Raw genomic sequence first — 26,630 nt, forward strand, 5'->3', positions numbered from 1 at the left:
ATGTTACTGGCAATTGACGTAGGAAATACCAACATTACCATTGGAGTGTTTGATAAGGAAAAATTAATCACAACATTTCGTATGACAACAAAAATGCAGAGAACTTCTGATGAATACGGTATTACAATCATTGATTTATTAGAGCATAACGAGATTTCCCATAATGAAATCAAGGATGCCATCATTTCATCGGTAGTACCAAATGTCATGCATTCCCTCTGCAGTGGAATGATTAAATATTTTGAGATTCAGCCAATGGTGGTGGAGCCGGGCGTGAAGACAGGAATCCGTATCACATCCGAGAATCCGGCGCAGATTGGCGCGGATAGAATCGTAGACGCTGTAGGTGCATATGAGCTTTATGGCGGACCGGTTGTAGTAATCGACTATGGTACAGCAACCACCTATGACTTCGTCAATGGAAATGGAGATTTCTTCGCAGGAGTAACTTCCCCGGGAATTCGCATTTCTGCAAAGGCACTCTGGGAAGATGCCGCAAAGCTTCCGGAAATCGAGATTAAGAAACCGTCTACCATCCTTGCAAGAGAAACTATCAGCAGTATGCAGGCAGGACTGATATTCGGACAGATTGGACAGACAGAATATATCGTAAAAAATATGATAAAAGAATCCGGACTTAAGGATGTAAAAGTAGTTGCAACCGGCGGACTGGGTAAAATCATTGCAAATGAGACAAAATATATTCAGTACTACAATCCGACACTGACATTAGAAGGAATGCGTCTTATTTACGCAAAACAGAAACGATGAAACTGACAATAGGAAATGTAACACTTGATAATAATTTGATATTAGCACCAATGGCAGGGGTAACAGACCTGCCATTTCGTGTACTTTGCAAAGAACAGGGAGCAGGACTTATCTGCATGGAAATGGTCAGTGCTAAAGGCATTTATTATAATAATAAGAATACCGAGAGCCTGCTTGCCATTGATGAGCGGGAGCATCCGGTTTCCCTGCAGCTTTTTGGCTCCGACCCGGAAATTATGAGCGAGATGGCAAAGCGTATCGAGCATCGACCGTTTGATATTCTTGACATCAATATGGGATGTCCGGTGCCAAAGGTAGTCAATAATGGTGACGGCTCTGCACTGATGAAAAATCCGATTCTGGCAGGTGAAATCATCGAAAAAACAGCAAAAGCCATAAAGAAGCCTCTGACGGTAAAAATCAGAAAGGGCTTTGACGATGCCCATGTCAATGCGGTAGAAATGGCACATATTGCGGAAGAGTCCGGGGCAGCTGCCATTGCGGTGCATGGACGGACCAGGGAACAGTATTACTCCGGCAAAGCGGACTGGGAGATTATCCGGAAAGTGAAAGAAGCAGTAAAGGTTCCGGTCATTGGAAATGGTGATATTTTTACCCCACAGGATGCGTACCGGATGCAGCAGGAAACCGGCTGTGACGGGCTGATGATAGCAAGGGGAGCACAGGGAAATCCGTGGATATTTGCACAGATTAACCATTTCTTAGAAACAGGTGAAGAACTGCCGAAGCCATCCGCCAAAGAAATGGTGGATATGGTGCTGCGTCATGCAAAGATGCAGATTGCCTTTAAGGGCGAATTTACCGGAATGCGGGAAATGCGTAAGCACGCAGCCTGGTACACCGGCGGCTACAAGCATGCATCCAGGCTTCGAAGCCTGCTCAATGAAGTGGAGACTTACGAACAGCTGGAGGAATTATTAGAAACCTTTGCATCATATAATGAAGCATGAAATGGTGGAAAAAATTAAAAAGTCTTTTACGCAGGAATAAAAGCAATCTGCAATCAGAAAACAGGAACAGCCGTCAGGAACAGAATAACTTTATTGAAAAAGAAATTTATTTTCCCTGCAATGCATTTTTTCGGAAAATAATCGAAGCAGTATTAGAGCAGAAAGGCATTTCCTACCGGGACATGCGGCTGTTTGTCATTGATGTGGAAGCGGGGGAATATCTTCAGCAGGAGGAAGAACAGTATATGCTCCGGCAGCTTTATCCGGGACTTAATGTATATACGCTTTGCACCGGTCAGTCAGAACATCACCAAGGGGAAATAGAGTATCTCTATGAGGAACTGGGACTGATTGTAGAAGTGATTGGAAAAGAGGAAAATGCAATTCAAAAGGGAACCGGTCCGGAAGAGGGCAGACTGATACTGGATTTTGAAGCTGACGGAAGAATCCGGGAAGAATTTCTATCGGAAAAAAGTATCTATATTTCCATTTATAAAAGGAACTGGTATCAGCGGGCAAATCTTGACATTGAGGTACCTATTGGGTATAATATTATGATTGTTAAGGGAACCGGTTTTACAGGCTGTGAAGCGGTTTCAGATCGATTAGAGCGAGAATTTTATGCAGAATAGAAAATCTATAAAAGGAAGGGCTAATAAGCATGGATAAGAAAAACATTTTGACCTATCAGGGTTTACAGAAACTGGAAGACGAGTTACAGAATCTGAAAGTGGTCAGAAGAAAAGAAGTTGCACAGAAGATTAAAGAAGCAAGAGAGCAGGGAGACTTATCTGAGAACGCTGAGTATGATGCAGCAAAAGATGAGCAGCGTGATATCGAAGCAAGAATCGAACAGATCGAGAAAATCTTAAAGAATGCAGAAGTCGTAGTAGAAGAAGAAGTTGATTTAGACAAGATTAACATCGGATGTCAGGTAAAAATCCTTGATATGGAATTCGATGAGGAACTGGAATATAAAATTGTTGGTTCTACAGAGGCAAACAGCTTAAAGGGAAAGATTTCCAACGAGTCTCCGGTTGGTAAAGCATTAATCGGTGCCGGCGTTGGTGACGTAGTAGAAGTTGAGACCCAGATGGGTAACTTAAAATATAAAGTATTAGGAATCCAAAGATCAAACTAACAGATTAGGAGAACAAAGATGGCGGAACAGAAGAACGTACAGGAACAGGATATTAACCAGTTAATCAAGGTGCGCCGTGATAAGTTAAAAGAACTTCAGGAAAATGGAAAAGATCCGTTCCAGATAACTAAATATGATGTAACAAACCACAGCACAGATATCAAAGACGACTTTGATGCTTTTGAGGGAAAAGAGGTATCTATCGCAGGCCGTATGATGTTCAAGCGTGTGATGGGAAAAGCTTCTTTCTGTAATGTACAGGATTTAAAGGGAAGCATTCAGGCATATGTCGCAAGAGATGAAATCGGAGAAGATTCTTATAAAGATTTCAAGAAATATGATATCGGAGATATTTTAGGAATCAAAGGAAAGGTATTTAAGACCAAGACCGGAGAAATCTCTATCCATGCATCTGAGGTAACTTTATTATCCAAGAGCTTACAGATTTTACCGGAGAAGTTCCACGGACTTACTGATACCGATACCAGATACCGTCAGCGTTATGTAGACCTTATCATGAATCAGGATTCCAAGCAGACTTTCATCAAACGTTCCCAGATTATCAAGGAAATCCGTAATTTCTTAGCTGGACGTGACTTCATGGAAGTAGAGACTCCGATGCTTGTATCCAATGCCGGAGGAGCTGCAGCGAGACCATTTGAGACACATTACAATGCATTAAATGAAGATGTAAAGCTTCGTATTTCTCTTGAGTTATACTTAAAGAGACTGATTGTTGGCGGCTTGGAGCGTGTTTACGAAATCGGACGGGTATTCCGTAACGAAGGTGTTGATACCCGCCACAATCCGGAATTTACATTGATGGAGTTATACCAGGCATACACTGATTATGAAGGCATGATGGAACTTACCGAGAGCATGTTCCGTTATCTTGCAGAAAAAGTATGCGGCACTACAAAGATTACTTACAATGGCATTGAAATCGACCTTGGAAAGCCTTTTGAGCGTCTGACCATGAACGATGCCATCAAAAAATATGCCGGCATCGATTTTGATACCGTAGCAGATGATGAAGCTGCAAAGGCGCTGGCAAGAGAACATCACATTGAATTCGAAGAGCGTCATACCAAGGGTGATATCATCAACCTCTTCTTCGAAGAATTCTGTGAGAAAGAACTGATTCAGCCGACCTTTATCATGGATCATCCGGTAGCAATTTCTCCGCTTACCAAGAAGAAACCGTCTGACCCAACCAAGGTAGAACGTTTTGAATTATTTATCAATACATGGGAAATGTGTAATGCATATTCCGAGTTAAATGACCCGATTGACCAGCGTGAGCGTTTCGCAGCACAGGATGCCGCATTCGAAGCTGGTGATGAGGAAGCAAACCATACCGACGAAGATTTCTTGAATGCACTGGAAATCGGAATGCCGCCTACCGGTGGAATCGGATATGGAATTGACCGTCTGGTTATGCTGTTGACAGATTCACCGGCAATCCGTGACGTATTGCTGTTCCCGACGATGAAGAGCATCGACAAGTAGAAATGCCGTAAAACCGCAATTTATCAAGGCTTTCTAGAGTTGTAATTTAGGTGTCTGTGTCAAAAGGACAACAAAATGACAACAAATGGTTAGTCGGATATGAATACTTGCGAATAAGTTCAGATATTACTGCTTGAAAGTTAAATTTGATAATGCACTAATTTAGGACACTTTTCTAAAAGAAATTTTAGAAAGGTGTCCTTTTTGCGTTACGGAAAAGGAGAGAGTAAGAAATGGCAGAAAGAAAAAAATATGATTACGAAGATAGCAGATTAAAGGCGCAGAAATTTGTGAGATATAAGGAAGGATGCAAATTGTATGCAATGGGAATGTCCAAGTTTCAGGAAATTGCCAAAGAGGCAGGAGCTATTTATAAAATAAATCAGATGGTTTTAGTGAATACGGAAATCCTTGATTCGTATTTAGAGCAGTTTAAGGTGGAGGAATAAGTCAGTGGCGGTTCAATTAAAACATGATATTAGAGGCTATCATGCCGGAAATATATCGAAGCGGTATTTGAGAGAAGCTGAAGCAGCAGATGAATTTGAATTGTCATCTAATGAGGTTATTGCCTATGCGACTGCAGCAGGGGCTTTATACAGGCTTCCGAGGACGAGTCTGATACATAGAGAAAGAATGGAGACTTTTATGAAACATTTATATAAGATCCCGATATCAGGGAAAGTAATAGAGAAAAAATATGTAAGACTAGGTGAAGCGTCTGTCATATATAGTATTGGAAGACATCGTATGATTGAAATGGCTAGGGCTGCGGGTGCAGTTTACAAATTGGGTGATGGTGCTTCTGGAACTGTTCTTGTGAATTTGGATATTTTCGATGAGTATATGGAACAGTTTCGAGAAATGCCGGTGATGATGAAACATCCATTATTTAACGGAAAGGAGACAGAAGAATGAGTTATTCATATAAGTGTTATTCAGATACGAAAGATATCATGAAGAAATATGTAAATGCAGTAGAAGGTGCGGCTATATATGGGCTTGGAAAAACAAGAATTATGGCTTTGGCAAAGGAGGCAGGAGCAGTATATAAAGTCGGTAATTCAGCTTTGATTAACACGGAAATATTTGAGAGTTATTTAGAAAAGTTCAGGGAACCATCAAGACCTTTACCTGCACATATATGGAATGGTAAAAAGAGACACCATATTTCGGTGCAAAAAAAATAAAATACACCAGTGTTGTCTATCGGTGATTTTTTAGTTCTGTGATAGTATATGTTCATCCGAGGGAGACCTCGAAAAAAGTGAATAGGACAACAGGCTATCAAAGACAGTATGACTTTGATAAGGAGAATACGGGGCATATACCATGATGAACCAACTTACAGCTATCACATTAGTAGTCTGATGGATTGAGAAATGAAGGACGAGAAGTTGAAGCGGATTCAGCGAGAGTGGAATGATAAATATGTTGCGTATGATAATAACCCATAGAGGACAGAGCGACTGTCCTTATCCTCAAAACTGGCTAAAGGAGGAGATAGTGTTTCAAACATTGAAATGCGTCATGTGCCTGTTCCCGAAGATGATAACATCTTCTTGTACACGGGGCAGTAGGTCGTAATAAGAAATCGTGTACCTACATGCTTAGCATTAAGCATAGCCATGTAGACTATATCACTTCCAAATTCAAATTTTGTCTATATGGCAACTAATTTGAAGGAGGATAAAGTGATGATGGGATTTAGCATAGCATTTATAATTATTGTTCTTATCGTATTGTATTCATTAGCAAGGACAGCAGGTGAGTCGGACAGGATATTGGAAAATATAAGAGAGCAATCACTCCTTGGAAGGGAGGAGAGCTCTGGTGGGAACAGTTGAAAAAAGAGATAAGCATAAGAAACGCAGGTTTGTATCTCCAGAAGAAAAGCTTGAAAGAGAATTAAAAGATTGTATGCATTGTAGATTCTTCTGGGGACATAACAACAGATGTGCCAATGGAACATGTTGTAAACCATCTAAGAAAAAAGAACAGAAACTTCCGACGGAATGTGTCGGATGTCCATATTATCAAGGGAATGGTTATTGTTTTCCTTGTATGCGAAAGCTGATAGGAAAGTAGGTGGTTAAGATGTTCAAGTGGCTGTTTAAGGAGAAAGGATGTGCAAAACATATGAATAACAAGTTAGAAGTAATCGGCATTGATCATGGTTGGTCAATGATGAAAACAATTTCTCAGGTATTTGTCACAGGAGTTAAGGAGATTACAACAACTCCGGCACTTTTCGGCGATGTACTTGAGTATGAAGGAAAGTTCTATAAGGTTGGAACTGTGAGGCAGGAAGTAAAGGATACAAAGGTCGAAGATGACAGTTTTTATCTTCTCACTCTTGCAGCAGTTGCTAAGGAACTTAAAAGAAGAGGTCTTGCAGAGGCAAAGGTATTCCTTGCAGTAGGACTTCCACTTACAAGGTTTGGTGCAGAGAAGAATGATTTTATCAAGTACCTGACAAAGAATAAGCGTGTAAGCTTCAAATATGAGAATGAGCCGTATTATATTGAAATGGATGATGTGGCAGTATTCCCTCAGTGTTATGCAGCAGTAGTGGACAAGATTCCTACAATGGCAAAGAAAACGCTGATAGTAGATATCGGTAGCTGGACAATCGACATTATGCCGGTAATCAACAAGTCACCGGATGAATCAAAGTGTGTGACGATACCAAAAGGTCTTATTACCTGTATGCGTTCTATCAATGAACAGTGTGTAAGACAACTTAACGGAGAGGTAGACGAGTCAGAGATACAGAACATCATGCGATATGGCAGGTCAGATATTGATGATGAATACTTTGCCATTATCAAGGCAGAGATAGAGGATTTTGTTGATAAGGTATATAACTCAATTCGTGAGTTTGGGTATAACTTAAAGACTACACCGATTGTATTTGTCGGTGGCGGGGCAGTTGTGATGAAGAATTTTGGTAGCCATGATGCCAAGAACATTTCCTATAACCTTGATGTAAAGGCAAATGCAAGAGGATATGAGCAGCTTGCCACGATGGGGCTTAAAAGCACTAAGCGATTATCATAAGGAGGCAGATGATGGGAAGAAGACTTGAATATGAAGTAAAAACTTCTGTCCGCCTCAACATGAGCAATCCTCAGCATGTGAAAATCAATGATGTGATTCAGAACCTTGATCCGAAGATTTTCAAATCTAAGAACCAGTTCATTATAGATGCGATTCAGTTCTACATTGATAATTATGGAAAAGAAACTTTTGTTATCAAGAAGAAGGAAAAAGAGAGGGCTGAATATATCCGGTCAGAAGATATTGATGACATTAAGGAAGAAGTCATTGAAGCAGCAACCAATGAGGCTAGGAAAGAGGTCATAAGGCTGTTAGGCGGAGTGATATCCGGGATGAATGTTGGTCAGCCGGTAATAATGCAGGCAGCCAATAGTGAAGCACAAGAACCTACAGAAGATGTTATGGACGATGCAGATGTTGCAGGACTTGCAATGGGATGGATGTCGAAAGGAGACTGATTATTATGAGAAGAGTTATGGGAGCCGTAGGAACAGTAATTTTAGAGATACTCAAGTGGATATTAAGGATAATTCTTGGAGCTTTGAAGCTGGTCTTAGGACTTGCCAAAATAATTCTTCTTCTATTCGCTATGGTGGCAAGGGTATTTCTTTCATTCGTAAGAATGGGCACATTTTGAGAGGAGGTGAGCATATATGCAGGCAAAGGGTTTATTCTTGAATTATAAGAAAAACAGACGACTTATGCAGTATTTCTTTAAAATAAGAGAGCTGGTATAATGAAAGGAGTTTAAGATGCACAGAATACGGGACAGTCCTATGTGTCCCGTGCATTACAGATAAATAGTTCACCGCAAGGGTGGATGGCACGGAACACAAAGCCCGTCCCTCTTGCGGAGAAGGGATGGGTGATTACTATGAAGAAGATAAGTATTATCTTATTATCCGCAGTACTGGTCTTTTCAATGGCTGCCTGTAATGGTGGTAAGGAAAAGGCTGATAATCAGACAGAGAAACAGACGGAAAGCATAAAGCCAACTGAAGAAGCAGAGATGGCAACGGAAGCTGTCACAGAGGTCACAACCGAAGCTGGAAGTGAAGAGACAGAGAAAGATATTGCCGAGGTTAAAGAATCAGAAGAGAAGAATGATAAGGAAGATAACCGGTCCGCTGATAATGAAACTGCTTCAAGGCAGGAAGAAAAGCCAAAGCAGAATGACGAGCCGGAACAGAAAGCTTCAGTAAATGATAATGAGGAAGCTGGCGGAAATCAGAGTAATGCAGGTAATGGTGGTCAGACTACAGACAGTCCGAAAGACAATGTGAGCAATCCACAGCCTGCATCCGTGGCATACAGTCCACAGAATGTTGTGTCACTTGCAACAGCAAAGTGTCAGGCAGGAGGGATGATTACCACACAGCAGAATTTACAGAATCATTTGAATGACGGCAGTATCACGCAGGAAGAGTACAATGAGTATTATCCTTACGATGGTATGGAAGGCTCTTATTATAGTGTGTTTGTAGAGACAGACCTCAACAAAGCAAGTACCATTGATGGACAGCGGTTATCATCTGAGGATGCAATCGCAGGATATATTGCAAGTATGTTACTTTTGGAAACAGATCCGGTATTCTACATCAGTTATGATGGAGTTTACACGACAGGCGGTACAGACTATTACGAGTTTCGATGTCACAGATAAATAAAAACGAATAGAAGCATAAGGAAGAAAGATGTAAGCCATAAACTTATGTCTTTCTTTTTTTATGCGTAAATTAAGGAGGAAAGAGCACATGAAACAGAAACTAAAGCGTTTTATGGCAGGATTTATGGCTATGCTCACACTGGTTGGAACACTCTTTACGAATGGAACAACAGCATTTGCAGCCAGTCCGCAGGCAAATATTGCGTTCTGGAATGCGTCAGTCAAAAATTCCGGAGAAGTAAGTGAACTGAAGCCCGGATATAATCATGGCAAGATTCTGTATTCAATTCTTGACGGAAATTCTGCATATTGTATGAATTTCGGATTAAGAGCAGATGGCGGTCAGCTTATGAACAGCTACGATGATGCGAGCACATCAATGTCAGCACAGCAGAGAAAGCTTTTAAGTTACTGCCTTTATTATGGGTTTAACAGTACACAAAAGGCGGCACCAAGCAATAGTCAGTGCAATGAGTATATCGCAACTCAGGCAATGGTATGGGTTATTGTAGCAGATATCTTTGGAACCGGAAGTGGTGATTCGGCAGCAAGAAAGCTCTGTAACACAGCACCAAGTCCTGATTCTTCATACAGCTATTATGAGAGACTTAGGGACAATATCAACAGTTCCTACAATGCAACGCTTCCAAGTTTTGCATCACGTAGAACCAGTGAGGCACCAACTTATGAATTAAAGTGGAATGAGGGAAGTCAGAGATTTGAAACAACATTATCTGACAGCAATGGTGTTTTATCGGATTTTGATTTTGGCATCAGCGGATATTCTGTTGATAAGAATGGCAACAGTATTACAATCTCTTCAACGAACGTGAATACTACAGCTACAACAGGAACATTCACATCCAATGCTGGCAAGGTTGAGACAACATCAAGCTGTGTATTCTGGCTTACAGGAAAGAGCGGATATCAGGAGTTTATTTCTGAAAGACCGACAGCAGATCCTATCAAAGCCTATATCAAGGTCAAGACAGAGAACATCGGATATGGTGAGCTTACAAAGACAGACGAGTCAAGCGGAGTGAAGCTTTCCGGTGCAGTCTATGGAATCTATTCTGACAGCGGATGTACAAACAGAGTACAGACCATGACAACAGATGGAAACGGATATGCAAAGTCAGCTGCACTTGTTGCAGGCACTTATTATGTAAAAGAGATTACCGCACCAAAGGGATATGTCCTTTCCGGTAAGGTTCATACACTTACTGTAAAAGCAGGACAGACAACGGGAATCTCTGCAACAGATAAAGAGCAGCTTGGAGCAATCACAATCTATAAAGAGGGTGAGGTGCTTAGTTCATGGAATGGAAGCAATTTCACTTATGAGAAAAAGAAGCTTTCCGGAGCAGCATTCAAGGTAACTGCCGGAGCAGATATCTACAAGGCAGATGGTACTAAGGTTTACAATGCTGGCGATGTAGTGGCGGAAAGCCTTACAACAGGAACTGACGGACAGGTGGTATTATCTGACCTTCATCTTGGAACTTATGTGGTAACTGAGATTAAGAGCATTGACGGGTATACAATCAATACCACACCTCAGACAGTAGCAGTTGAGTATAAGGACCAGACTGTGACAGTACAGTATGAATCAACTACGATTGAGAATACAAGACAGAAAGCGGATGTATTTGTCGTAAAGAAGGACTCTGACACAGAGAACCCTCTTGATGGCGGCAAGTACACACTTTATGCCGGAAATGACATCAAAAACTATGCCGGACAGGTTATTGTGACAAAGGGTACAGCTCTTGAGACAGTAACTACAGGTGAGGACGGAAAGGCAAGCTACAGCGTGGATCTGCCAATCTCTAACGGATATTATATCCAAGAGACACAGGCACCATATGCGTATATCAGAAACAGTAAAGATGTTTACAGCTTCAATTTCAATGTATTACCTGAAACACAGGCAAAGGCATCATTCAGTCACACATTTGTAAATGACAGAACTACAGCAAAGATTCATATCTACAAGGTAGACAAGGAATCAGGTAAGGCAGCAGCCCAGGGAGATGCAAGCCTTGAAGGTGCAGTTTATGGTCTTTATGCAAGAAACGATATCGTGCATCCGGACGGAGCAACAGGAGTCGTATTCAAGGCAGGAGACCTTGTAGCAACACTTACAACAGATAAGAATGGCGAAGCAGAGGTCAATAACCTTTACCTTGGAAACTATTATGTGAAAGAAATCACTCCATCAGAGGGGTATCTCTTAGACAAAGAGGAGCATGATGTAGTATGCGACTATGAGGGAGACCTTGTAGCAGAGGTATCAAGAAGTACAACATCAGCAGAGCAGGTCATCAAGCAGCCATTCCAGCTTATCAAGGTATCTGACAATGGCGATGATACTGAAGCAGGCTTGTTGGCAGGTGCAGAGTTCACAGCATACTTAAAATCTTCTTTATCCGTAAAGGCAGATGGAAGTTATGACTATAATAAGGCTACTCCGGTAGTAATCGGGGAAAACGGAGCAACAACAATCACATCAGATGACAAGGGACATGCAGTTTCCATTGCAATTCCTTATGGAACCTATGTGGTAGTTGAGTCAAAGACTCCGCATAACATGAAGACAATCAAGCCATTTGAGGTAAAAATCAGCGAGAATCATCCTGACAAGCCTCAGACATGGAGAGTATTTCTTGACAGGGAGTTTACTGCAAAGCTTCGTGTAATCAAGAAGGATTCCGATACAAAGCAGACAGTACTTGTACCAAACGCAGAGTTTAAGATCTTCAATATTGATAAGAACGAATATGTGAAGCAGTACACAACTTATCCGTCAAAGGTCGAGCATACTTCATTCTTTACTGACGATGATGGAGATTTAATCTTACCTGAAGCACTTAAAATCGGTAACTACCGTATTGAGGAAGTATCTGCACCATACGGATATGTTGTAAATGATAAGTATGTCAACATCTCTGTTGATACTGACACAGCATTTGAGACAGATGGTGATACAAATGATGCAATCATTACTGTGGAATATTCCGATGCCCCTGCAGTCGGAGAGATGACTGTAGAAAAGAAGGGCGAGGTACTTGACGGATTTAAGGGTGGACTCCTTGCAAGCTCATATGAGAAAGAGTTTGTCTATAAGGAAGGCTCACTTGCCGGAGCAAAATTCAAAGTTTATGCTGCCGAGGATATTTACACAGCAGACAACCAGAAGGATGCAGACGGAAACCGCATTAAGTATTACAGCAAGGGAGACCTTGTGACAACTCTTACAACTGGCAAGGATGGAAAGGCAACAGCTAAGAAGCTTCCTCTTGGACAGTACAGAGTTGTGGAAGTGGAAGCTCCATACGGATATGTATTAAATCCGAATGAGCAGAAAGTGACATTCACATATGTGGATGATAAGACACCTGTTATCAAGGAAAGTCTTACTTTCTCAGATGACAGACAGAAGCTTGATATGTCAGTGACTAAGCTTGATGCAGAAGATAAGACACCGATTGCAGGTGCAGTATTTGGTCTTTATGCAGATGAGGATATCAAGAATGCTGATGGCAAGGTTATTATCGATAAAGGTACTCTTCTTGAGAAGGCAACATCTGATGAGAATGGAAAGATTGCTTTTGTTAAGGATTATCCATTTGCAAAATATGTTGCAAGGGAGCTTGTAAAGCCTGCCGGATATGTGACAAATGAGGAAGCAGTAAACTTTGATACAAAATATCAGGGACAGGATGTTAAGACTGCTGTATATAACAGCGAGTATAAAAACACACCTACAACCTTTGAGTTTACAAAGACAGATATCACAAGCGGTGCAGAGCTTACAGGTGCAACACTTACTGTACTTGATAAGGATGGAAATGTGGTAGACACATGGACATCTGATGCTAAGGAAGCACATGTGATCAAGAGACTTGTCGTAGGCGAGACTTATACACTTCGTGAAGAATTTGCTCCTTACGGATATCTTAAAGCAACAGATATTCAGTTTACAGTAGAGGACACTGGCAAAGTGCAGCATGTAGAGATGAAGGATGAAGTTCCTACAGGTTCCATCGTTATCAATAAGGACGGCGAATTTGTAACAGATACTACTCTTATGAAGGGTTACTGGTACGACTTTATCTTCAATTTCTTCAAGGACAGCCTTGCAGGAGTAACTTTTGATGTATATGCAAAAGAGAATATCGTAAGTGCTGACGGACTTGACACTGTATATCATAAGGCAGGAGACAAGGTGGCAACCATCGTGACAAATGATAAGGGTATCGCAAGAATTGATGACCTTCCGATTGGCAAGTATTATCTTGTTGAGACAAAGACCATTGATGGATTTGTATTAGATGATACACCGATTGAGGCAGACCTTTCCTATATCGACCAGAATACAAAGGTTGTTTTCGCAGGAATGGATGTGACAAATGAGCGTCAGAAAGTGCAGATTACTGTAACCAAGACGGATTCAGAGACTAAGAAAGCACTTGAAGGAGCAGTATTTGGTTTATTTGCGAAAGAAGATATCGTAAACAAAGATGGCACGGTAATCGTAAAAGCTGATACGCAGATTGAGAGAACAGTAACAGGCAAGGATGGAAAGGCTGCATTTACCTCTGACCTTCCACTTGGACAGTATTATGTCAAGGAGATTGAGGCACCAAAGGGCTATGTGAAGTCTGATAAGATTTTTGATGTGGATGCTTCATATCAGGGAGATAAGGTAAAGGTTATCGAGTTTGAGGCAGCATTTGAAAATGCACCGATCAAGGTAGAAATTTCAAAGACTGATATCACAGGCAAGAAAGAATTGCCTGGAGCAAAGCTTTCAGTTATTGATGCTGATGGAAAGCTTATTGAGAGCTGGACATCAGAGGCAGGAAAGACTCATATGATTGAGAGACTTCCTGTCGGAAAGTACACACTCAGAGAGGAATCTGCACCATATGGATATAAGGTGGCAAGTGATGTAACCTTTGAAGTAAAGGAGACAGCAGAAATCCAGAAGGTATCCATGAAGGATGAGCAGGCAGTCGGTAAGATTGTCATTGAGAAAACTGACAAAGTAACCGGAAAGCCGATCGAGGGTGTTGTATTTGAAGTAAGGGATAAGGACGGAAAGGTGCTTGATACACTCACTACTGACAAGAATGGTCATGCAGAGAGCAAGGAGCTTCCTATCTGTACTTACAATGAGGATGGTTCATTTAAGGAAGATATCCATTATACAGTAGTTGAGACAAAAACAGCTGACGGATATATCCTTGATGAAACAGCTCACGATGTAACTCTTCGATATGATGACAATGCACCGGATGTTGTTGTAGCAACTCTTAAGCTTGCCAATGTACCGACAGAGCCTAAGCTTCCACAGACAGGCGACAATGCAAATCCACTTCTTTACCTTGGAATCGGTGCACTTGCACTTATTACAGGTGTTGGAGTAGGACTTCGTGGAAGAAAGAAAAAGAAGAATCAGTAACAATTAAAGAACTATTAACCCGGCAGGGAATGTAAGCCTAAGACTTATGTTCCCTGTCATTTTAGTTTTACGGAGGAAACGAAAGTGGTTGGAGAAAGAATCAGATATTACAGAAAACAGCAGAAGCTGACGCTCAGGGAATTAGGAGAAAAATGTGGCTTTATGAATCGTGGGGATGTAAGGATTGCCCAGTACGAGAATGGTTCGAGAACCCCTAAGACAGGAACACTGAAAAGAATTGCTGCAGCTCTGGGAGTAGAACCGGAAGAATTGTTCTGTGAAGATTGCAGAAAATGTATGTTTTTGAAGAATTATTACAGAAAGAAAAGAGGTCATTTAATTCCGGATGAGGGGATAGATGAAGACTACAGCTACAGGAAACATGCAGATCCCGATGATGAAGGGATTTTATACGACAATTTAGATTAAGGAGGAACCGTAATATGATGAATTATGAGATTTTTAAGGAAGTAGTAAAGGAAAAGTTTCTGGATTATATGCCGGAGAAGTACAAAGGGATGGAGGTTGTGACTGCACCTGTTGAAAAGGTAAATATGACTCTTGATGGGTTAAGCCTCAGAGAAGAGGGCAAGCATATCTCACCTACCATTTATATCAACGATATGTATAAGAGATATCAGAACTGTGAGGACTTGGAACAGACAATTATGGGAGCCTGTGATGTTATGGTGAAAGCATTTGAAGAGATTCCACCGGTTAGTGTGGATAGCATCTTAAAAGATGCCAGTGAAAGGGTTGTGTTTCAGATTATCAATACACAGCAGAATAAGTCGTTTTTGGAGAAGGTTCCGCACAGGGAGTTCCAGGATCTCTCTATTGTGTACAGAGTAGTGATTAATGAAGATAAGAATGGTATTCAGAGTACAAAAGTTACCGATGAACTTGCTGGCAGACTCGGAATGAATGAGGAACAGCTGTTTAAGTGTGCTGCGGAGAATACCAGAAGACTTTTCCCGCCTACGGTAAGAAGCATGAATGATGTGATGAAGGATATGTTTTTAAAGGATGGCATGCCGGAAGAGATTGCAGAGATGATGATTGGAGAGATTCCACCGGAGCAGACATTGTGGGTGATTTCCAACAGTAAAGGTATTAATGGTGCGGTAAATATGCTCTATGAGAATGAACTGCATGATTTGGCAGAAAACCTTGGCAGTGATCTTTATATCTTACCTTCAAGTGTGCATGAGGTGCTTGCCGTATCCTCAGAAATGGGAAGCCCGGAGGAACTTGCAGAAATGGTTGTACAGGTCAACATGGAAGCTGTAGACCTCGATGAGAGACTTTCCAATCAGGTATATCACTATGATAAGGATTTAAGAAAGCTCACACTTGCTACAGACACTCCGAATAAGAGACTCGATGGCATTGTGGCAGAACCACCGCTTGTATATGACTCTAAGGAAAAGTCCAAATAGGAGGCAGTTATGGAGCAGGAACTTACAATGGAAGAACTCATTGCTCTCATAAACAGCCAGAAAGGTGACTTTGTTATCCGTGTCGAGTTTGGAGAGGAGGCGGTGTCTGATGCCAAAGAAGAATGACTTCAAGCTTGATGTGGTTTCGGTAAGACTTGTAAAGGATGCTCCGATTTATTCGGAGCACACCTTTAATAATCCGGCGGATATAGCTGCTGTCATGGGAGACTGTATGTGCCAGTTTGACAGGGAAGTAGTGTGTGTGGTCAATCTAAGGTCAGATTTAAAACCTATCAATGTGCATTTTGCAAGTGTTGGTTCTTTAAATGAGGCAATGGCACATCCGAGAGAGCTGTTTAAATCAAGTATCTTAAGCAATGCTGCAAGCATGATGTTAATCCATTGTCATCCATCCGGAAATGTATTCCCAAGCAAGGCAGACACGATGATGACAGACCGCATGAACAAGCTGTGTGAACTGATGGGAATACCGCTCATTGATCATATCATAGTCGGTGGAGACAATCGTGAATTTTTCAGTTTCAGGGAAAAAGGCATGATTGATAATCCTAAGATTACCTTGAGCACAGATTACCGGACACTTGATATCAAGTCACCGCTTGTAGCAGAGCAGGGAAAGGCAAGGTGAAAGCATGGATGGAAGATTTACGGATGAAGAGCTTGTCATAGCAAAGAGTGTTGACCTGTGTGCAGTTGCAGAAAGCCTTGGGTATACAGTAAAGAGGATTGGCAAATACCACACTTTAAAGGAGATGGATTCCATCCGTATCTATAACAGAAGCCATTGGTACAGATGGTCAAGGCAGTTTGACAAAGGCAACAATGGCGGCTCACAGATAGATTTCTTACGGGTATTTTGTGGAATGAGTGTAAAAGAGGCTGTGTTCTGGCTTCTGGACTTTGCAGGATACAGAAGAATCGAGAATCCTGTAAAGCAACCACTTGTTCATCAGGTATCACAGAAGCAGGCAGAGGAGAGAAAGCCGTTTGTCCTACCGGAACCGGCAGGAGATAATTCCTATCTTATTTCATATCTGAATCAGGAGAGAGGAATCAGCAGAGCAGTCATAGATCTTTTTTTAAAAGACGGACTGATTTATGAGAGCAGGCATTACCACAATGTTGTTTTCAAGGGAAATGATAAAAATGGAGTGACAAGATTTGCAAGTATGAGGGGCGTGTTTGATAAGCAGGGCAAGCCATTCAAGTGTGATGTCACAGGCAATGATAAAAACTATGGATTTAATGTAGTAAATGTTAACAGTACAGAGCTTGTAGTATTTGAGGCAGCAATCGACCTTATGAGTTATGTTGATATCTTCACGGATTATGAATCAAATAAGCTGGCACTTGGAATGCTTGCAGATGCCCCGCTTGAGACATTTCTTCGGGAACATCCGCAGATTACTTCCATCCGGTTCTGCCTTGATGGAGATGAGCCGGGACGGAAGGCGGCAGCTGAACTTATGAGAAAGTATTATGAGCTTGGATATGAGGTAGAAGACTGCCCGCCTCCAGCCGGATATAAGGATTACAACGAGTGGCTTGTAGCGGCAAAGCTTAATCTGAACAGGATGAATAAGCGAGCAGATGAACCAGTCAGGGCATGAGAAACCGGATTTTGATGTGTGGGGGCAGAAAGTGCCCCCAAAACAGCAAAGTGGGGGCAGAAAGCGCCCCCAAAATGTCAAAGTGGGGGCAAAAAGTGCCCCCACAATTTGGACACGACAAAATCCGGACTGAAGTAAAAATAAAAGTGGGGGCAGAAAGCGCCCCCAAAATAACAAAATGGGGGCAGAAAGCGCCCCCAAAGTAGCAAAGTGGGGGCAAAAAGCGCCCCCACTTTCATAAACAGAGGGTTTTAGGGAGATTTTCTCCCTAACTAGATGGCATTAGGACAGAGATGTCTCTAATGCGTATCTAGCCGTAAACCTAAGAGATTCAGACAGGCGTGTGGGTGGAAGAGATATACAAAACACGGATAAGGGAGGTGCAGGAAAGCAATGGATAAAGAACTTACAATAATCGCAGAACCAGAGGAACTTATTGCCTGGGCAGACACATTTGATATCTTACTAAACCCTTCGATAGAAGATGCTGCAATTCTGCTTAACTATATGGAAGGACATGATTATGCCATTGGCATAGATTCAGATGGGAAGATGTACAGGCAGGATGTAGCTGAGGAGAATGGTGAAATTGAACCATACCCGATAGATGATGTTATAGATATTGTCTGTGAATGGAACTATGAACTGATACTTGATGCGGAAGCACACAGGAGTGATCCAAAGGATTTTAACGACTATAACGAGTATCAGAGCAAGTATGAAAGTCTGAAAGCAGATGAAAAGAGACTGGACAGATTGTTTGATAAAACCTGTTATGGTAAGGAACTTATAGAAGTTGCCACAGAGCTTGCAGACAGGGTTATTGCCCAGCTGGGTAATAAAGAACTGGAAAAAGTTGCTGTAACAGTAGCAGAAGGAGTAAGAGAATACAGTACGGGTAAGAGAGGAAGGTGATTCTATGGCGGATAAAGTTCATTGTATAAGGAAAACACTAAGACTTATGCCACAGGAAGCGAAGGTACTTTCTGATAAGGCAAAGGCAAATGGAATGAATGAAGCCGAATATATCAGGCTTCTAATCAGTCAGAAACCAAATGATTATCCGGAAGTAAGGAAACTTTTTAAAGAGCTTATCAATGAGATAAACCGAATCGGCATTAACATCAATCAGATTGTATTTAACAGCAATGCACAGCTGTATTCCAAGAAAGATAAGGAACAGCTTGTGGCATATATGAAAAAGCTGAATCAGTCTGTCAGCGAGGCGGTGGTAAAGATTGGCAATCAGTAAGATACTTCACATGAAGGACAGCGGGAATTCTTTTCATGCAAGGCATTTGAAACGGGCACTGGATTATGTGATGAATCCTGAGAAAACGCAGAGAGGAAGACTTGTGGGAGCTGTTAACTGTCAGGCAGATATGGCTTTTGAACAGATGATGGATACAAAGAAGCAGTTTGGAAAAACAGACAAGCGACAGGGGTATCACATCATTCTTTCCTTCAAAGAGGATGAGGTGGAACCGGACAGGGCTTTTGAGATAACACAGAAGTTTGTAGCAGAATATCTTGGCGATGCCTATGAAGCGGTATTTGTGGTTCATGATAATACAGACCATGTTCATTCACACATTGTATTTAACAGTGTAAGCTTTGTGGATGGGAAAAAGTATCGCTACGAGAAAGGTGACTGGGCAAAGTATATCCAGCCGATTACCAATAAGCTGTGTCAGGAGTATGGTCTTTCCATTATAGATGTGGAGGATGGCAGCAAAGAGAAACAGCACGAGAATTATAAGGATTGGAGCGAATATCGTGAAGGCAGCTTTGTGTGGGCAGATATGATAAAAAGAGATTTGGATGCCTGCATTTTACAGGCAAATGATTTCAGAGGATTTCTGGAACTGCTGTCGGAAAAAGGATATGAGGTCAAGCAGGGAAAGTATCTGGCAGTCAGACCACAGGGGATGACAAGATTCAGAAGATGTAAGACTCTTGGCGAGAATTATTCACAGGAAGCTATTGTGGAGCGTATTGCTAAGGAAGATTTATCTTTTTACCAGTCACAGAATGAGGAAAAACAGGCAGCGATAGTAAAGTGCTATGTCAAAAGATACCGCAGGGCGAAGATGTCAGGCTTGCAGAAAAGATATTATGCAAAGCTTTACCGGATTGGGAAGCTGAAAAAGAAGCCATATAGTCAGGTATGGAAGTATAGGGATGATATCCGAAAGATGCATAAGCTGCAGGAGCAGTATCTATTTCTGGTAAGGCATAAGATTGAGAGTGCGGAAGAACTTGTATCGGTACTTGATAATCTGACGGATAAGAAAAAAGAAGCATCAAAGGAAAAGAGTAAGACCTATAAGGCAAAGGAAAGATTTAAAGATATTTTTGACAAGGCTGAACAGATTCGGGAGCTTGATGATGCGGAATCGTGTTATCAGAGTGGGGATACCTTCTTTGAAGATGAGCACAATGCATGGGAAAGGCTTAACACTGAACTTTTAGCACAGGGATACAGTGTGGAAGAGGTCGAGAGTCTTAGAAAGAAATATGAGAGCAAGTATGCACAGGACTGTAAGGCAGAACGGGCGGTATCAAAGGAACTTAGCCTTGGAAGATCAATATGGAAGGAACTTACTGTATCAGCTTCGGCAGAAGAGAAGCAGTATGACAAAGAAACAATAAGAGACAGAAAAGAACAGCCGGTACGTTAGGCTGTTTTTTTAGTGGTTAGGAGGCATATATGGAAGAAAAAAGAGCGCCATTAAGTGAAATGGCGATTGAGAGAAAGATACAGATTCTTCGTAATAAGCATATGGACAGTGAGGTCATTGCTCTTGTCAAAAGCGATTATGAATATGGACTGACTGATGATGAAATCGGTCTGTATCTTAACAAAAGTTATGACATTGAACAGATGAAGGTGTTATCAAAATGCCTGCATAAGGGTGTATCAGAAGAGTTGTTAACGCTGCTGAAAGATAGCAGGATGGCAGCACCTAAGATGCAGACAGTATTGGATTACTATGAAAAAGGTGTGCCGATTGATGCAATCAGAGAGGTAGTCCAAAAAGATGATACAGCAGTAAACATGCGCAGGATGTTTGATGTGGTATTAGAAAAGCTTAATAAAGCCAAAGAGCAGATGCCACAGGATTTAGAGTATGTGAAAAGTCTTGTAGCTCAGATGGATGAAGTGGTTGCAAAGATCAATCATCAGAATGAAAGGTATGATGCCCTGAATAAGAAGCTTTCTGAAATAGAAACTTCCAAAGATGACGAGGAAGTCAGGGAGCGTCTGGTCAAGGAGAACCAGGATAAGGACGCTCTTATCAACAGTCAGCAGAATGAACTGAATAAGGCAAGCAGTACGATTGCAAGACTCAGGGATGATATTGAGAAAAAGGATAAGGAGATGAAGCGTATGGGAGACAGAATAGAGTCATTGGAAGATAAGATCATAAGTGTTGCCACAGAGAATAAGAAAGAGGCAGAAAGTAAGGCAGAGCCGCAGGAAAGCCAGTCCGTATCACAGGCAGATAAAAAGATGGTTGATACAGTTGCAGTTCCTCAGAATATGCAGGCTGTGGCAAACGGGATTCCGGTCTATTATCAGATTCCGGTAGTTGATGGTACTGGAAATGTGGTGCAGAGACTTCCGATTGAGCGAAGTGTGAGAAAGAGCAGCAACAGCGGAGTGGCAAGTCTTTTTGCAAGACTGTCATTTAAGAAAAAGTCAAGAGCAGACATTGTAAAGCTGGTTGCATCGGGAGACCTTGTTCCGGCGCAGCTTGTGCAGATTAAGAGTGCAATAGAAAAGGGACTTACTGAGTCACAGCTTGTAGAGCTTATAAACAACAACATTTCAGCGGAAAAGATGAAGGAGATCATTGAGATTGCTGTGCTTGAAAACAGCATGGCAGATTAGGAGGAACTTATGAATTTAGCAGTAGTAAATGAAGCAGTAACAGAAATGAATGGTGTGGAGCATCAGTTTACAGAGGAAGAGAAAAACTTTGTTGTCCAGTTCGCATTCAGAAGTGGCAGCAAGGAAGACACGATTTCTCTTATTGAAGCTTTGGCACATTCAGCGGATAAGGCTGAGTCGGACGAGATTATGGTCACATACAGGTCTAAATATGATATGAAGCCTGCATGGGTGGAACAGGTGGAAAACCTGCTTGTGGCACTTGAAATGTATCGTATCGAGGAGGAGAAAGCAATCAATCATCTGGCAGATATTTTGACTGCTTATGGTATTGATGTATCAGCCGAGGAAATCCGTACTACAGAGACAGAAACACTTAAAACAACAGTCAGAGAGAAAGTGGAGGTGCGATAATGGCAGAAGAGATTCAGGAAGCGGTGCAGATCATCCGTGTAGCTTATGATGGCATTGAGATTGCCATGAAGGTAGGAAGCGGCGGCATTGCTGCCATGCAGAAGGCAATAGATTTCTTAAAAGGGATGCTTGATTATGAAAAGTCACTTGGCAAGACATCCATGAGAAAGCTGATCTTAAAAGGTGGCGATTTACAGGTGTTGCAGTTTAATACCGAAGATATGAAAAAGGTTGAAAAGATGGCAAAGAAGTATGGAATCCTGTATTCGGTACTTCCAGACTGTAACAGGAAAGATGGACTGAGTGAGGTTATCTTCCATACTGAGGCAGTTCCCCGTGTGAATATGATGATACAGAAGCTCAAGTTTGGTAAGATTGCCACATTTGACGATTATCTGAAGAATGGAGATGAAAAATCCCTTGGCAAGCTGATGGATTTTTTGAAGAAACAGCAGGGAAACGAGAAAAGCCACACGATAGAAGGGGATAGGGTTAATACCGCTATTGACGGACTGATCGAAAAGGTCGGAATGTTTGCAATGGAAAAGAAAGCTATCAGTGTGGATCAGGTCAAGGAGAATTTCAGTATCAATGGTGAGCAGGCTGAAAGTGTTATCAAACAGCTTGAGACAATCGGTGTGCTTGGCAGCAAGAATGAGGATGGCACCCATACAGTCATGATGGACAAGGATGCATTTATCAACCGTGTCAGAGGCTATCAGGACCTTGCTGAGAGAATGAGGGCAGTTGCAGCATCAAAAAATGCGAACCTGTCAGATGTGACAATCAGCAAGAAGCTGATTATCGAAGAAAATGACCATGCTGTTAAGACCAGAGTTCCCGGCACATGGGGAGAAGAGGCAAGATATGTATGGCTCCGTAAGGAAAACATCATGGAGATTCATGGTGGAAAGACAATGCTTACCTTCCTTGATTCAACCAAGGATTATAAGCTCTACGATGAGCAGAATCGTGTGGTGACAACCCAGAAAGGAACCGAGCTTTATACTCACTACGACAAGGTGGAGTCATCTGTCAGGGAGCGTTACGAGAAAGTGCAGAAGCAGCAGAAAAAGACCACACAGAAGAAAACTGTTACCACAAAGAAAGCGAGGTAGCAGCCTATGCAGACAACAAAGAAAATGCCGTCACTGATATTCATCCTTGTGGGTGCAGTGTTAGCAGGGTATCTTGGTTATCTGATAAATGGTGCGTGGACGGAAGGGATTGCCTTTAATGAATTTATGGACAGATTCAATGAGGTATGTGCTGTTCCTTTTGCCAATTATTACAATTCCAATACAGTAAAAGCAGTAGCCATTGCATTAGGTATCTATGCGATGGCTATTGTCATGTATTACACCAGTCAGAGAAACTATATGCCTGGCAAAGAATTTGGTACGGCAAGATTTGAAAATCCGAAGCAGGTCAACAAGATACTTGCAGATAAGGATGAAAATTTCAACCGGATACTCAGCCAGAATGTGAAGATGTCGCTGGATTTCAGGAGACTCAAGCTCAATGGAAATATCCTTATCTGTGGTGGTTCCGGAGCAGGAAAAACATTTTATGAAGTAAAGCCGAATCTGATGCAGATGCCGCATAACTGTTCCTTTATCTGTACCGATCCAAAGGGAGAAATCCTTAGAAGCTGCGGGCAGATGTTAAAAAATAACGGATATAACCTGAAAGTCATTAATCTGTTAGAGATGGATAAATCAGACTGTTACAATCCATTTTCCTATATCAGAGAGGAAACAGATGTGGTCAAGCTGATTACAAACCTTATCAGCAATACGACACCAAAGGGAGCGACACCAAGTGATCCGTTCTGGGAAAAAGCGGAAGGATTGTTCTTACAGGCTATCTTTTATTATGTGTGGCTGGAGGTACAGCCGGCAAAGAGAAACTTTGAGACAGTACTTAAACTTCTTGGAGAGGCAGAGGTTACAGAGCAGGGGAAGGCATCAAAGCTGGATGTGCGTATGAAGTTTTTAGAGGAAAGTTCCCCACTCGGAGCCAATCATCCGGCAGTCAAGCAGTACAACAAATGTATGAGAGGTGCAGGAGATACCGTCCGTTCCATTATCATCAGTGCCAACTCAAGACTTGCATTTCTTGAAAATAAGCAGGTTTTACGATTACTCTCCAAAGATGAGCTTAATCTGTCCGATATCGGTATTGGTGTAAACGGAGATGGGGAGACAAAGACAGCACTCTTTTGTGTAATCCCGGATAGTGACAAATCCTATAACTTTATTATCGGTATGTTATACACGCAGATATTTCAGGAATTGTACTATCAGGCAGACTTTAATTGTGGTGGAAGGCTGCCAATCCATGTGACATTTATGTTAGATGAATTTGCGAATGTCGCATTGCCAGATGACTTCTGTTCACTGTTATCGACAATGCGAAGCCGTGAGATTTCAAGTATTATCATTATTCAGAACTTTGCCCAGTTAAAAGCACTTTTTAAAGATACCTGGGAGACAATTCCCGGCAACTGCGATACGTTCATCTATCTCGGTGGAAACGAGCAGAGTACGCATAAGTATGTGTCAGAGCTGCTTGGAAAAGGTACGATTGATAAGAAGTCAAGTGGAGAAACAAAGGGCAGACAGGGAAGCTCTTCAAGAAACTATGATGTATTAGGCAGAGAATTGTTTACACCCGATGAAGTCAGAAAGCTGGATAATAAGAAATGTATTATCTTTATCCGTGGTTTTGATCCTATCATGGACAATAAGTTCATACCGTTCAATCATTCGATGTTTAACCAGACAGCAGATGGCAAGGGAGAGCCTTATGTTCATCAGATAAGAGGAGCAGATAATCTTATCGGTCCGCCATTTGAGATTCTTTCAGACAAGGCAGTTAAGTATTATGAAAAGCTGAGGGATAAGGGCGAGAATGTGTATATAGATTCTCTTACCTATGAGCAGTTTATGATGCTTGGTGATGCGGAGTTAAGCAGAAGATTCTCCATGCAGGATGAGGCAGAGCAGAAAGCAAAGATTGACAGGGAGCAGGCAAATGAGCTTGAGTATGTCGATGAGTCACAGAAGTCTGATACTACAGAATGTGCTAACTCTTCTAATGGAAGTGCTGGTACTAAGCCTGTAAGGAATCCTGAGAGGGAAAAGCCTAAGTGGGAGGATACAATCACAAACCGAATGCTGCACTGGTCATATACACCGGAGCAGAAAGAGGAAGTGAAGAAGGCACTTGCGGCAGGAGTTCCGAAGGCAACGATTCTTACTTACTTTTATCCGGAGGTTACTGTGGAGAAGATGAGTTCATATCGAAAGAAGCAGTAATGTTTTTAGATATATTACAGAGTATATGATATAATTTGCTCACATGGTATGCTTCAGCTTATTGGACTACTAACATGTGAGCAGTTACAAAAGACAGAAATTATTTTATATTGGAGGTACAGGATGAATACGGAAAAGACTTTTGCAGATAGATTAAAAGAGTTGCGTAATATACGAAACTATACACAGGAAGAGCTGGGTAAGATAACAAATATATCTGTTCAGAGTATACGACGTTATGAACAAGGTAGACTCAATGAAGAGCCAAGTGCGTATAATCTTTTACAACTAGCAAAGGCACTAGATGTAACACCTGAATACTTATTGATAGGAGATAATAATATGACAAGTTACACGGAGGCAATTAAGAGAGAATTGAAGCAACTTAATGACTATGGACAAATATCTGAAATTAAAGAAACCGAGTTGAATTCCACGATTTTATCACATCTTGAGATGAGTAATGATTTAGTAGATGCTGTAAAGACGGATTGGAATGAAAAAGGCATATTTAAGAGGATAGAGAAAGAGGAAGATAAACAGATTGTGGTAGACAGTTATTGTACAAGACCTTATGTACAGGATGTCATATTACGATATTGCCAGAATAGATCTATATTTAAGACAAAGTTTGCAATAATTGATGGAATGCTTTTAGAATAAAGCAAATTTGAGAGTAAATTAGCACTTTAGCCATATGGTTAAGGTGCTTTTTTTCATACCTTGAAAGGAGATGGTCACAGCAAAAACGCATCGGGGAAAGCCCGATTAACCAGTACAACAGGCATTGCCTGATTATCATAGAGTAACTATCAACAGGACAGAAAGGAATGCATATATTCCGTTCGGAAAGCTAGCCGGATTGGAATATGTGTATTCCTTTCTGGCTTTTTCCGCTTCTGTCACTTCAAAAAAGGAGATTAAACAACATGAGAAAAGAACAGGTTATTTCAACAACAAACAACAATCAGATGGAGGAGAAAGGCATGAAGAGTAGATTCATTCACTTAAAAAAGAGATTCGTTCCGGCAGTATCCGGAGCACTTATGGGAGTAATGCTTATGAGCACTACTTGTTTTGCAGCAGGTACAGGTACTTCCGCAGTAACACAGCCACTTGAGAACTTAAAGACACTTATTATTGCAGTCATTGGTGCTGTTGGTGTCATTATTCTTGCAAAGAATGTCATGGAGTTCGCACAAGCATATCAGCAGCAGGATTCATCTACCATGAACTCCGCTCTGAAAGGGATTGTGGCAGGTGTCATGATGGCTGGTATTTCAACAGTTCTGACATTCTTAGGCTTCTAAGATTGGGGAAATGTATTTCCCCTTTTAGTAAAAGGA

Annotated in this window: 27 protein-coding genes and 1 pseudogene; all 28 read left to right on the forward strand. The window is 41.5% G+C overall.

The genetic code is table 11. From position 1 onward, the window contains the following. The 28 genes and pseudogenes from DWV68_RS06795 to DWV68_RS06935 all read left to right on the forward strand — a co-directional run bounded on the left by DWV68_RS06795 (position 1) and on the right by DWV68_RS06935 (position 26,594). Entirely contained in the window at positions 1-771 is a 771-nt protein-coding gene (locus DWV68_RS06795; RefSeq protein ID WP_118057615.1) for a type III pantothenate kinase, read from the forward strand. Further along, positions 768-1,742, forward strand: coding sequence for a tRNA dihydrouridine synthase DusB (gene dusB / locus DWV68_RS06800; RefSeq protein WP_118665346.1), 975 nt, complete (start codon positions 768-770; stop codon positions 1,740-1,742). Before DWV68_RS06795 ends, dusB begins: the two co-directional genes overlap by 4 nt. Next, positions 1,739-2,374, forward strand: a complete 636-nt coding sequence (locus tag DWV68_RS06805; protein ID WP_118665348.1) for a hypothetical protein — start codon at positions 1,739-1,741, stop codon at positions 2,372-2,374. The genes dusB and DWV68_RS06805 overlap by 4 nt, the downstream gene beginning before the upstream one ends. Positions 2,375-2,403: 29 nt before the next feature. Next, the gene (gene greA / locus DWV68_RS06810) at positions 2,404-2,883 is read left to right on the forward strand and encodes a transcription elongation factor GreA (protein ID WP_117841898.1); all 480 of its coding nucleotides are present in this window, start codon (positions 2,404-2,406) and stop codon (positions 2,881-2,883) included. Between the two features lie 18 nt (positions 2,884-2,901). Beyond that, positions 2,902-4,386 (forward strand): annotated as a pseudogene (lysS, locus tag DWV68_RS06815) (lysine--tRNA ligase); the annotation flags it as partial. Between the two features lie 239 nt (positions 4,387-4,625). After that, positions 4,626-4,841 (forward strand): DUF6462 family protein, encoded by a 216-nt coding sequence (locus DWV68_RS06820; RefSeq protein WP_117606297.1) that lies wholly within the window; start codon positions 4,626-4,628, stop codon positions 4,839-4,841. A 4-nt stretch (positions 4,842-4,845) separates the two neighbouring features. Beyond that, the gene (locus DWV68_RS06825; protein WP_117606298.1) at positions 4,846-5,310 is read left to right on the forward strand and encodes a DUF6462 family protein; all 465 of its coding nucleotides are present in this window, start codon (positions 4,846-4,848) and stop codon (positions 5,308-5,310) included. After that, positions 5,307-5,582, forward strand: coding sequence for a DUF6462 family protein (locus tag DWV68_RS06830; RefSeq protein WP_166460012.1), 276 nt, complete (start codon positions 5,307-5,309; stop codon positions 5,580-5,582). Before DWV68_RS06825 ends, DWV68_RS06830 begins: the two co-directional genes overlap by 4 nt. Before the next feature lie 507 nt (positions 5,583-6,089). Continuing rightward, positions 6,090-6,239, forward strand: a complete 150-nt coding sequence (locus DWV68_RS06835; protein ID WP_015567903.1) for a hypothetical protein — start codon at positions 6,090-6,092, stop codon at positions 6,237-6,239. Beyond that, complete coding sequence (locus DWV68_RS06840) at positions 6,226-6,480, forward strand: hypothetical protein (RefSeq protein WP_004611518.1); 255 nt, start codon at positions 6,226-6,228, stop codon at positions 6,478-6,480. The genes DWV68_RS06835 and DWV68_RS06840 overlap by 14 nt, the downstream gene beginning before the upstream one ends. Before the next feature lie 51 nt (positions 6,481-6,531). Next, entirely contained in the window at positions 6,532-7,452 is a 921-nt protein-coding gene (locus DWV68_RS06845) for a ParM/StbA family protein (RefSeq protein ID WP_050755693.1), read from the forward strand. 11 nt (positions 7,453-7,463) lie between these two features. Continuing rightward, complete coding sequence (locus DWV68_RS06850) at positions 7,464-7,910, forward strand: hypothetical protein (protein ID WP_005340579.1); 447 nt, start codon at positions 7,464-7,466, stop codon at positions 7,908-7,910. A 5-nt stretch (positions 7,911-7,915) separates the two neighbouring features. After that, a complete protein-coding gene (locus DWV68_RS06855) occupies positions 7,916-8,089 on the forward strand; it encodes a hypothetical protein (RefSeq protein WP_181975168.1) in 174 nt (57 codons plus the stop codon). Between the two features lie 183 nt (positions 8,090-8,272). Then, positions 8,273-9,115 (forward strand): hypothetical protein, encoded by an 843-nt coding sequence (locus DWV68_RS06860; protein WP_117606300.1) that lies wholly within the window; start codon positions 8,273-8,275, stop codon positions 9,113-9,115. Between the two features lie 91 nt (positions 9,116-9,206). Beyond that, positions 9,207-14,585, forward strand: coding sequence for a SpaA isopeptide-forming pilin-related protein (locus DWV68_RS06865; protein WP_181977793.1), 5,379 nt, complete (start codon positions 9,207-9,209; stop codon positions 14,583-14,585). An 84-nt stretch (positions 14,586-14,669) separates the two neighbouring features. Then, a complete protein-coding gene (locus DWV68_RS06870; RefSeq protein ID WP_117606302.1) occupies positions 14,670-15,014 on the forward strand; it encodes a helix-turn-helix domain-containing protein in 345 nt (114 codons plus the stop codon). A 14-nt stretch (positions 15,015-15,028) separates the two neighbouring features. Further along, positions 15,029-16,024, forward strand: a complete 996-nt coding sequence (locus DWV68_RS06875) for a DUF5688 family protein (protein ID WP_118665352.1) — start codon at positions 15,029-15,031, stop codon at positions 16,022-16,024. Between the two features lie 109 nt (positions 16,025-16,133). Further along, the gene (locus tag DWV68_RS06880) at positions 16,134-16,673 is read left to right on the forward strand and encodes a JAB domain-containing protein (protein ID WP_004611525.1); all 540 of its coding nucleotides are present in this window, start codon (positions 16,134-16,136) and stop codon (positions 16,671-16,673) included. A 4-nt stretch (positions 16,674-16,677) separates the two neighbouring features. After that, positions 16,678-17,655, forward strand: a complete 978-nt coding sequence (locus DWV68_RS06885) for a DUF3991 and TOPRIM domain-containing protein (protein ID WP_117606304.1) — start codon at positions 16,678-16,680, stop codon at positions 17,653-17,655. Between the two features lie 393 nt (positions 17,656-18,048). Beyond that, on the forward strand, positions 18,049-18,570 hold the full coding sequence (locus DWV68_RS06895; protein ID WP_117477939.1) for a multidrug transporter: 522 nt from the start codon (positions 18,049-18,051) through the stop codon (positions 18,568-18,570). A gap of 4 nt (positions 18,571-18,574) precedes the next feature. Further along, the gene (locus tag DWV68_RS06900; protein ID WP_117606306.1) at positions 18,575-18,907 is read left to right on the forward strand and encodes a plasmid mobilization protein; all 333 of its coding nucleotides are present in this window, start codon (positions 18,575-18,577) and stop codon (positions 18,905-18,907) included. Continuing rightward, positions 18,894-20,336: a relaxase/mobilization nuclease domain-containing protein gene (locus tag DWV68_RS06905; RefSeq protein WP_270779775.1), complete on the forward strand. Its 1,443-nt coding sequence runs from the start codon at positions 18,894-18,896 to the stop codon at positions 20,334-20,336. The genes DWV68_RS06900 and DWV68_RS06905 overlap by 14 nt, the downstream gene beginning before the upstream one ends. A 29-nt stretch (positions 20,337-20,365) precedes the next feature. Then, complete coding sequence (locus DWV68_RS06910) at positions 20,366-21,550, forward strand: hypothetical protein (protein ID WP_117613572.1); 1,185 nt, start codon at positions 20,366-20,368, stop codon at positions 21,548-21,550. Positions 21,551-21,559: 9 nt separating this feature from the next. Next, a complete protein-coding gene (locus tag DWV68_RS06915; protein WP_006858865.1) occupies positions 21,560-21,964 on the forward strand; it encodes a hypothetical protein in 405 nt (134 codons plus the stop codon). Continuing rightward, entirely contained in the window at positions 21,964-23,082 is a 1,119-nt protein-coding gene (locus tag DWV68_RS06920; protein ID WP_117606308.1) for a PcfB family protein, read from the forward strand. The genes DWV68_RS06915 and DWV68_RS06920 overlap by 1 nt, the downstream gene beginning before the upstream one ends. Before the next feature lie 6 nt (positions 23,083-23,088). Beyond that, positions 23,089-25,284: a VirD4-like conjugal transfer protein, CD1115 family gene (locus DWV68_RS06925; protein WP_117606309.1), complete on the forward strand. Its 2,196-nt coding sequence runs from the start codon at positions 23,089-23,091 to the stop codon at positions 25,282-25,284. A gap of 123 nt (positions 25,285-25,407) precedes the next feature. Next, entirely contained in the window at positions 25,408-25,947 is a 540-nt protein-coding gene (locus DWV68_RS06930; protein WP_242998380.1) for a helix-turn-helix domain-containing protein, read from the forward strand. A gap of 266 nt (positions 25,948-26,213) precedes the next feature. After that, complete coding sequence (locus tag DWV68_RS06935; protein WP_117606311.1) at positions 26,214-26,594, forward strand: electron transporter RnfA; 381 nt, start codon at positions 26,214-26,216, stop codon at positions 26,592-26,594. Positions 26,595-26,630: the final 36 nt, after the last annotated feature.

Origin of the sequence: Roseburia sp. AF12-17LB (assembly GCF_003479605.1) — a bacterium.
Taxonomy (GTDB): Bacteria; Bacillota; Clostridia; order Lachnospirales; family Lachnospiraceae; genus Roseburia_C; species Roseburia_C amylophila.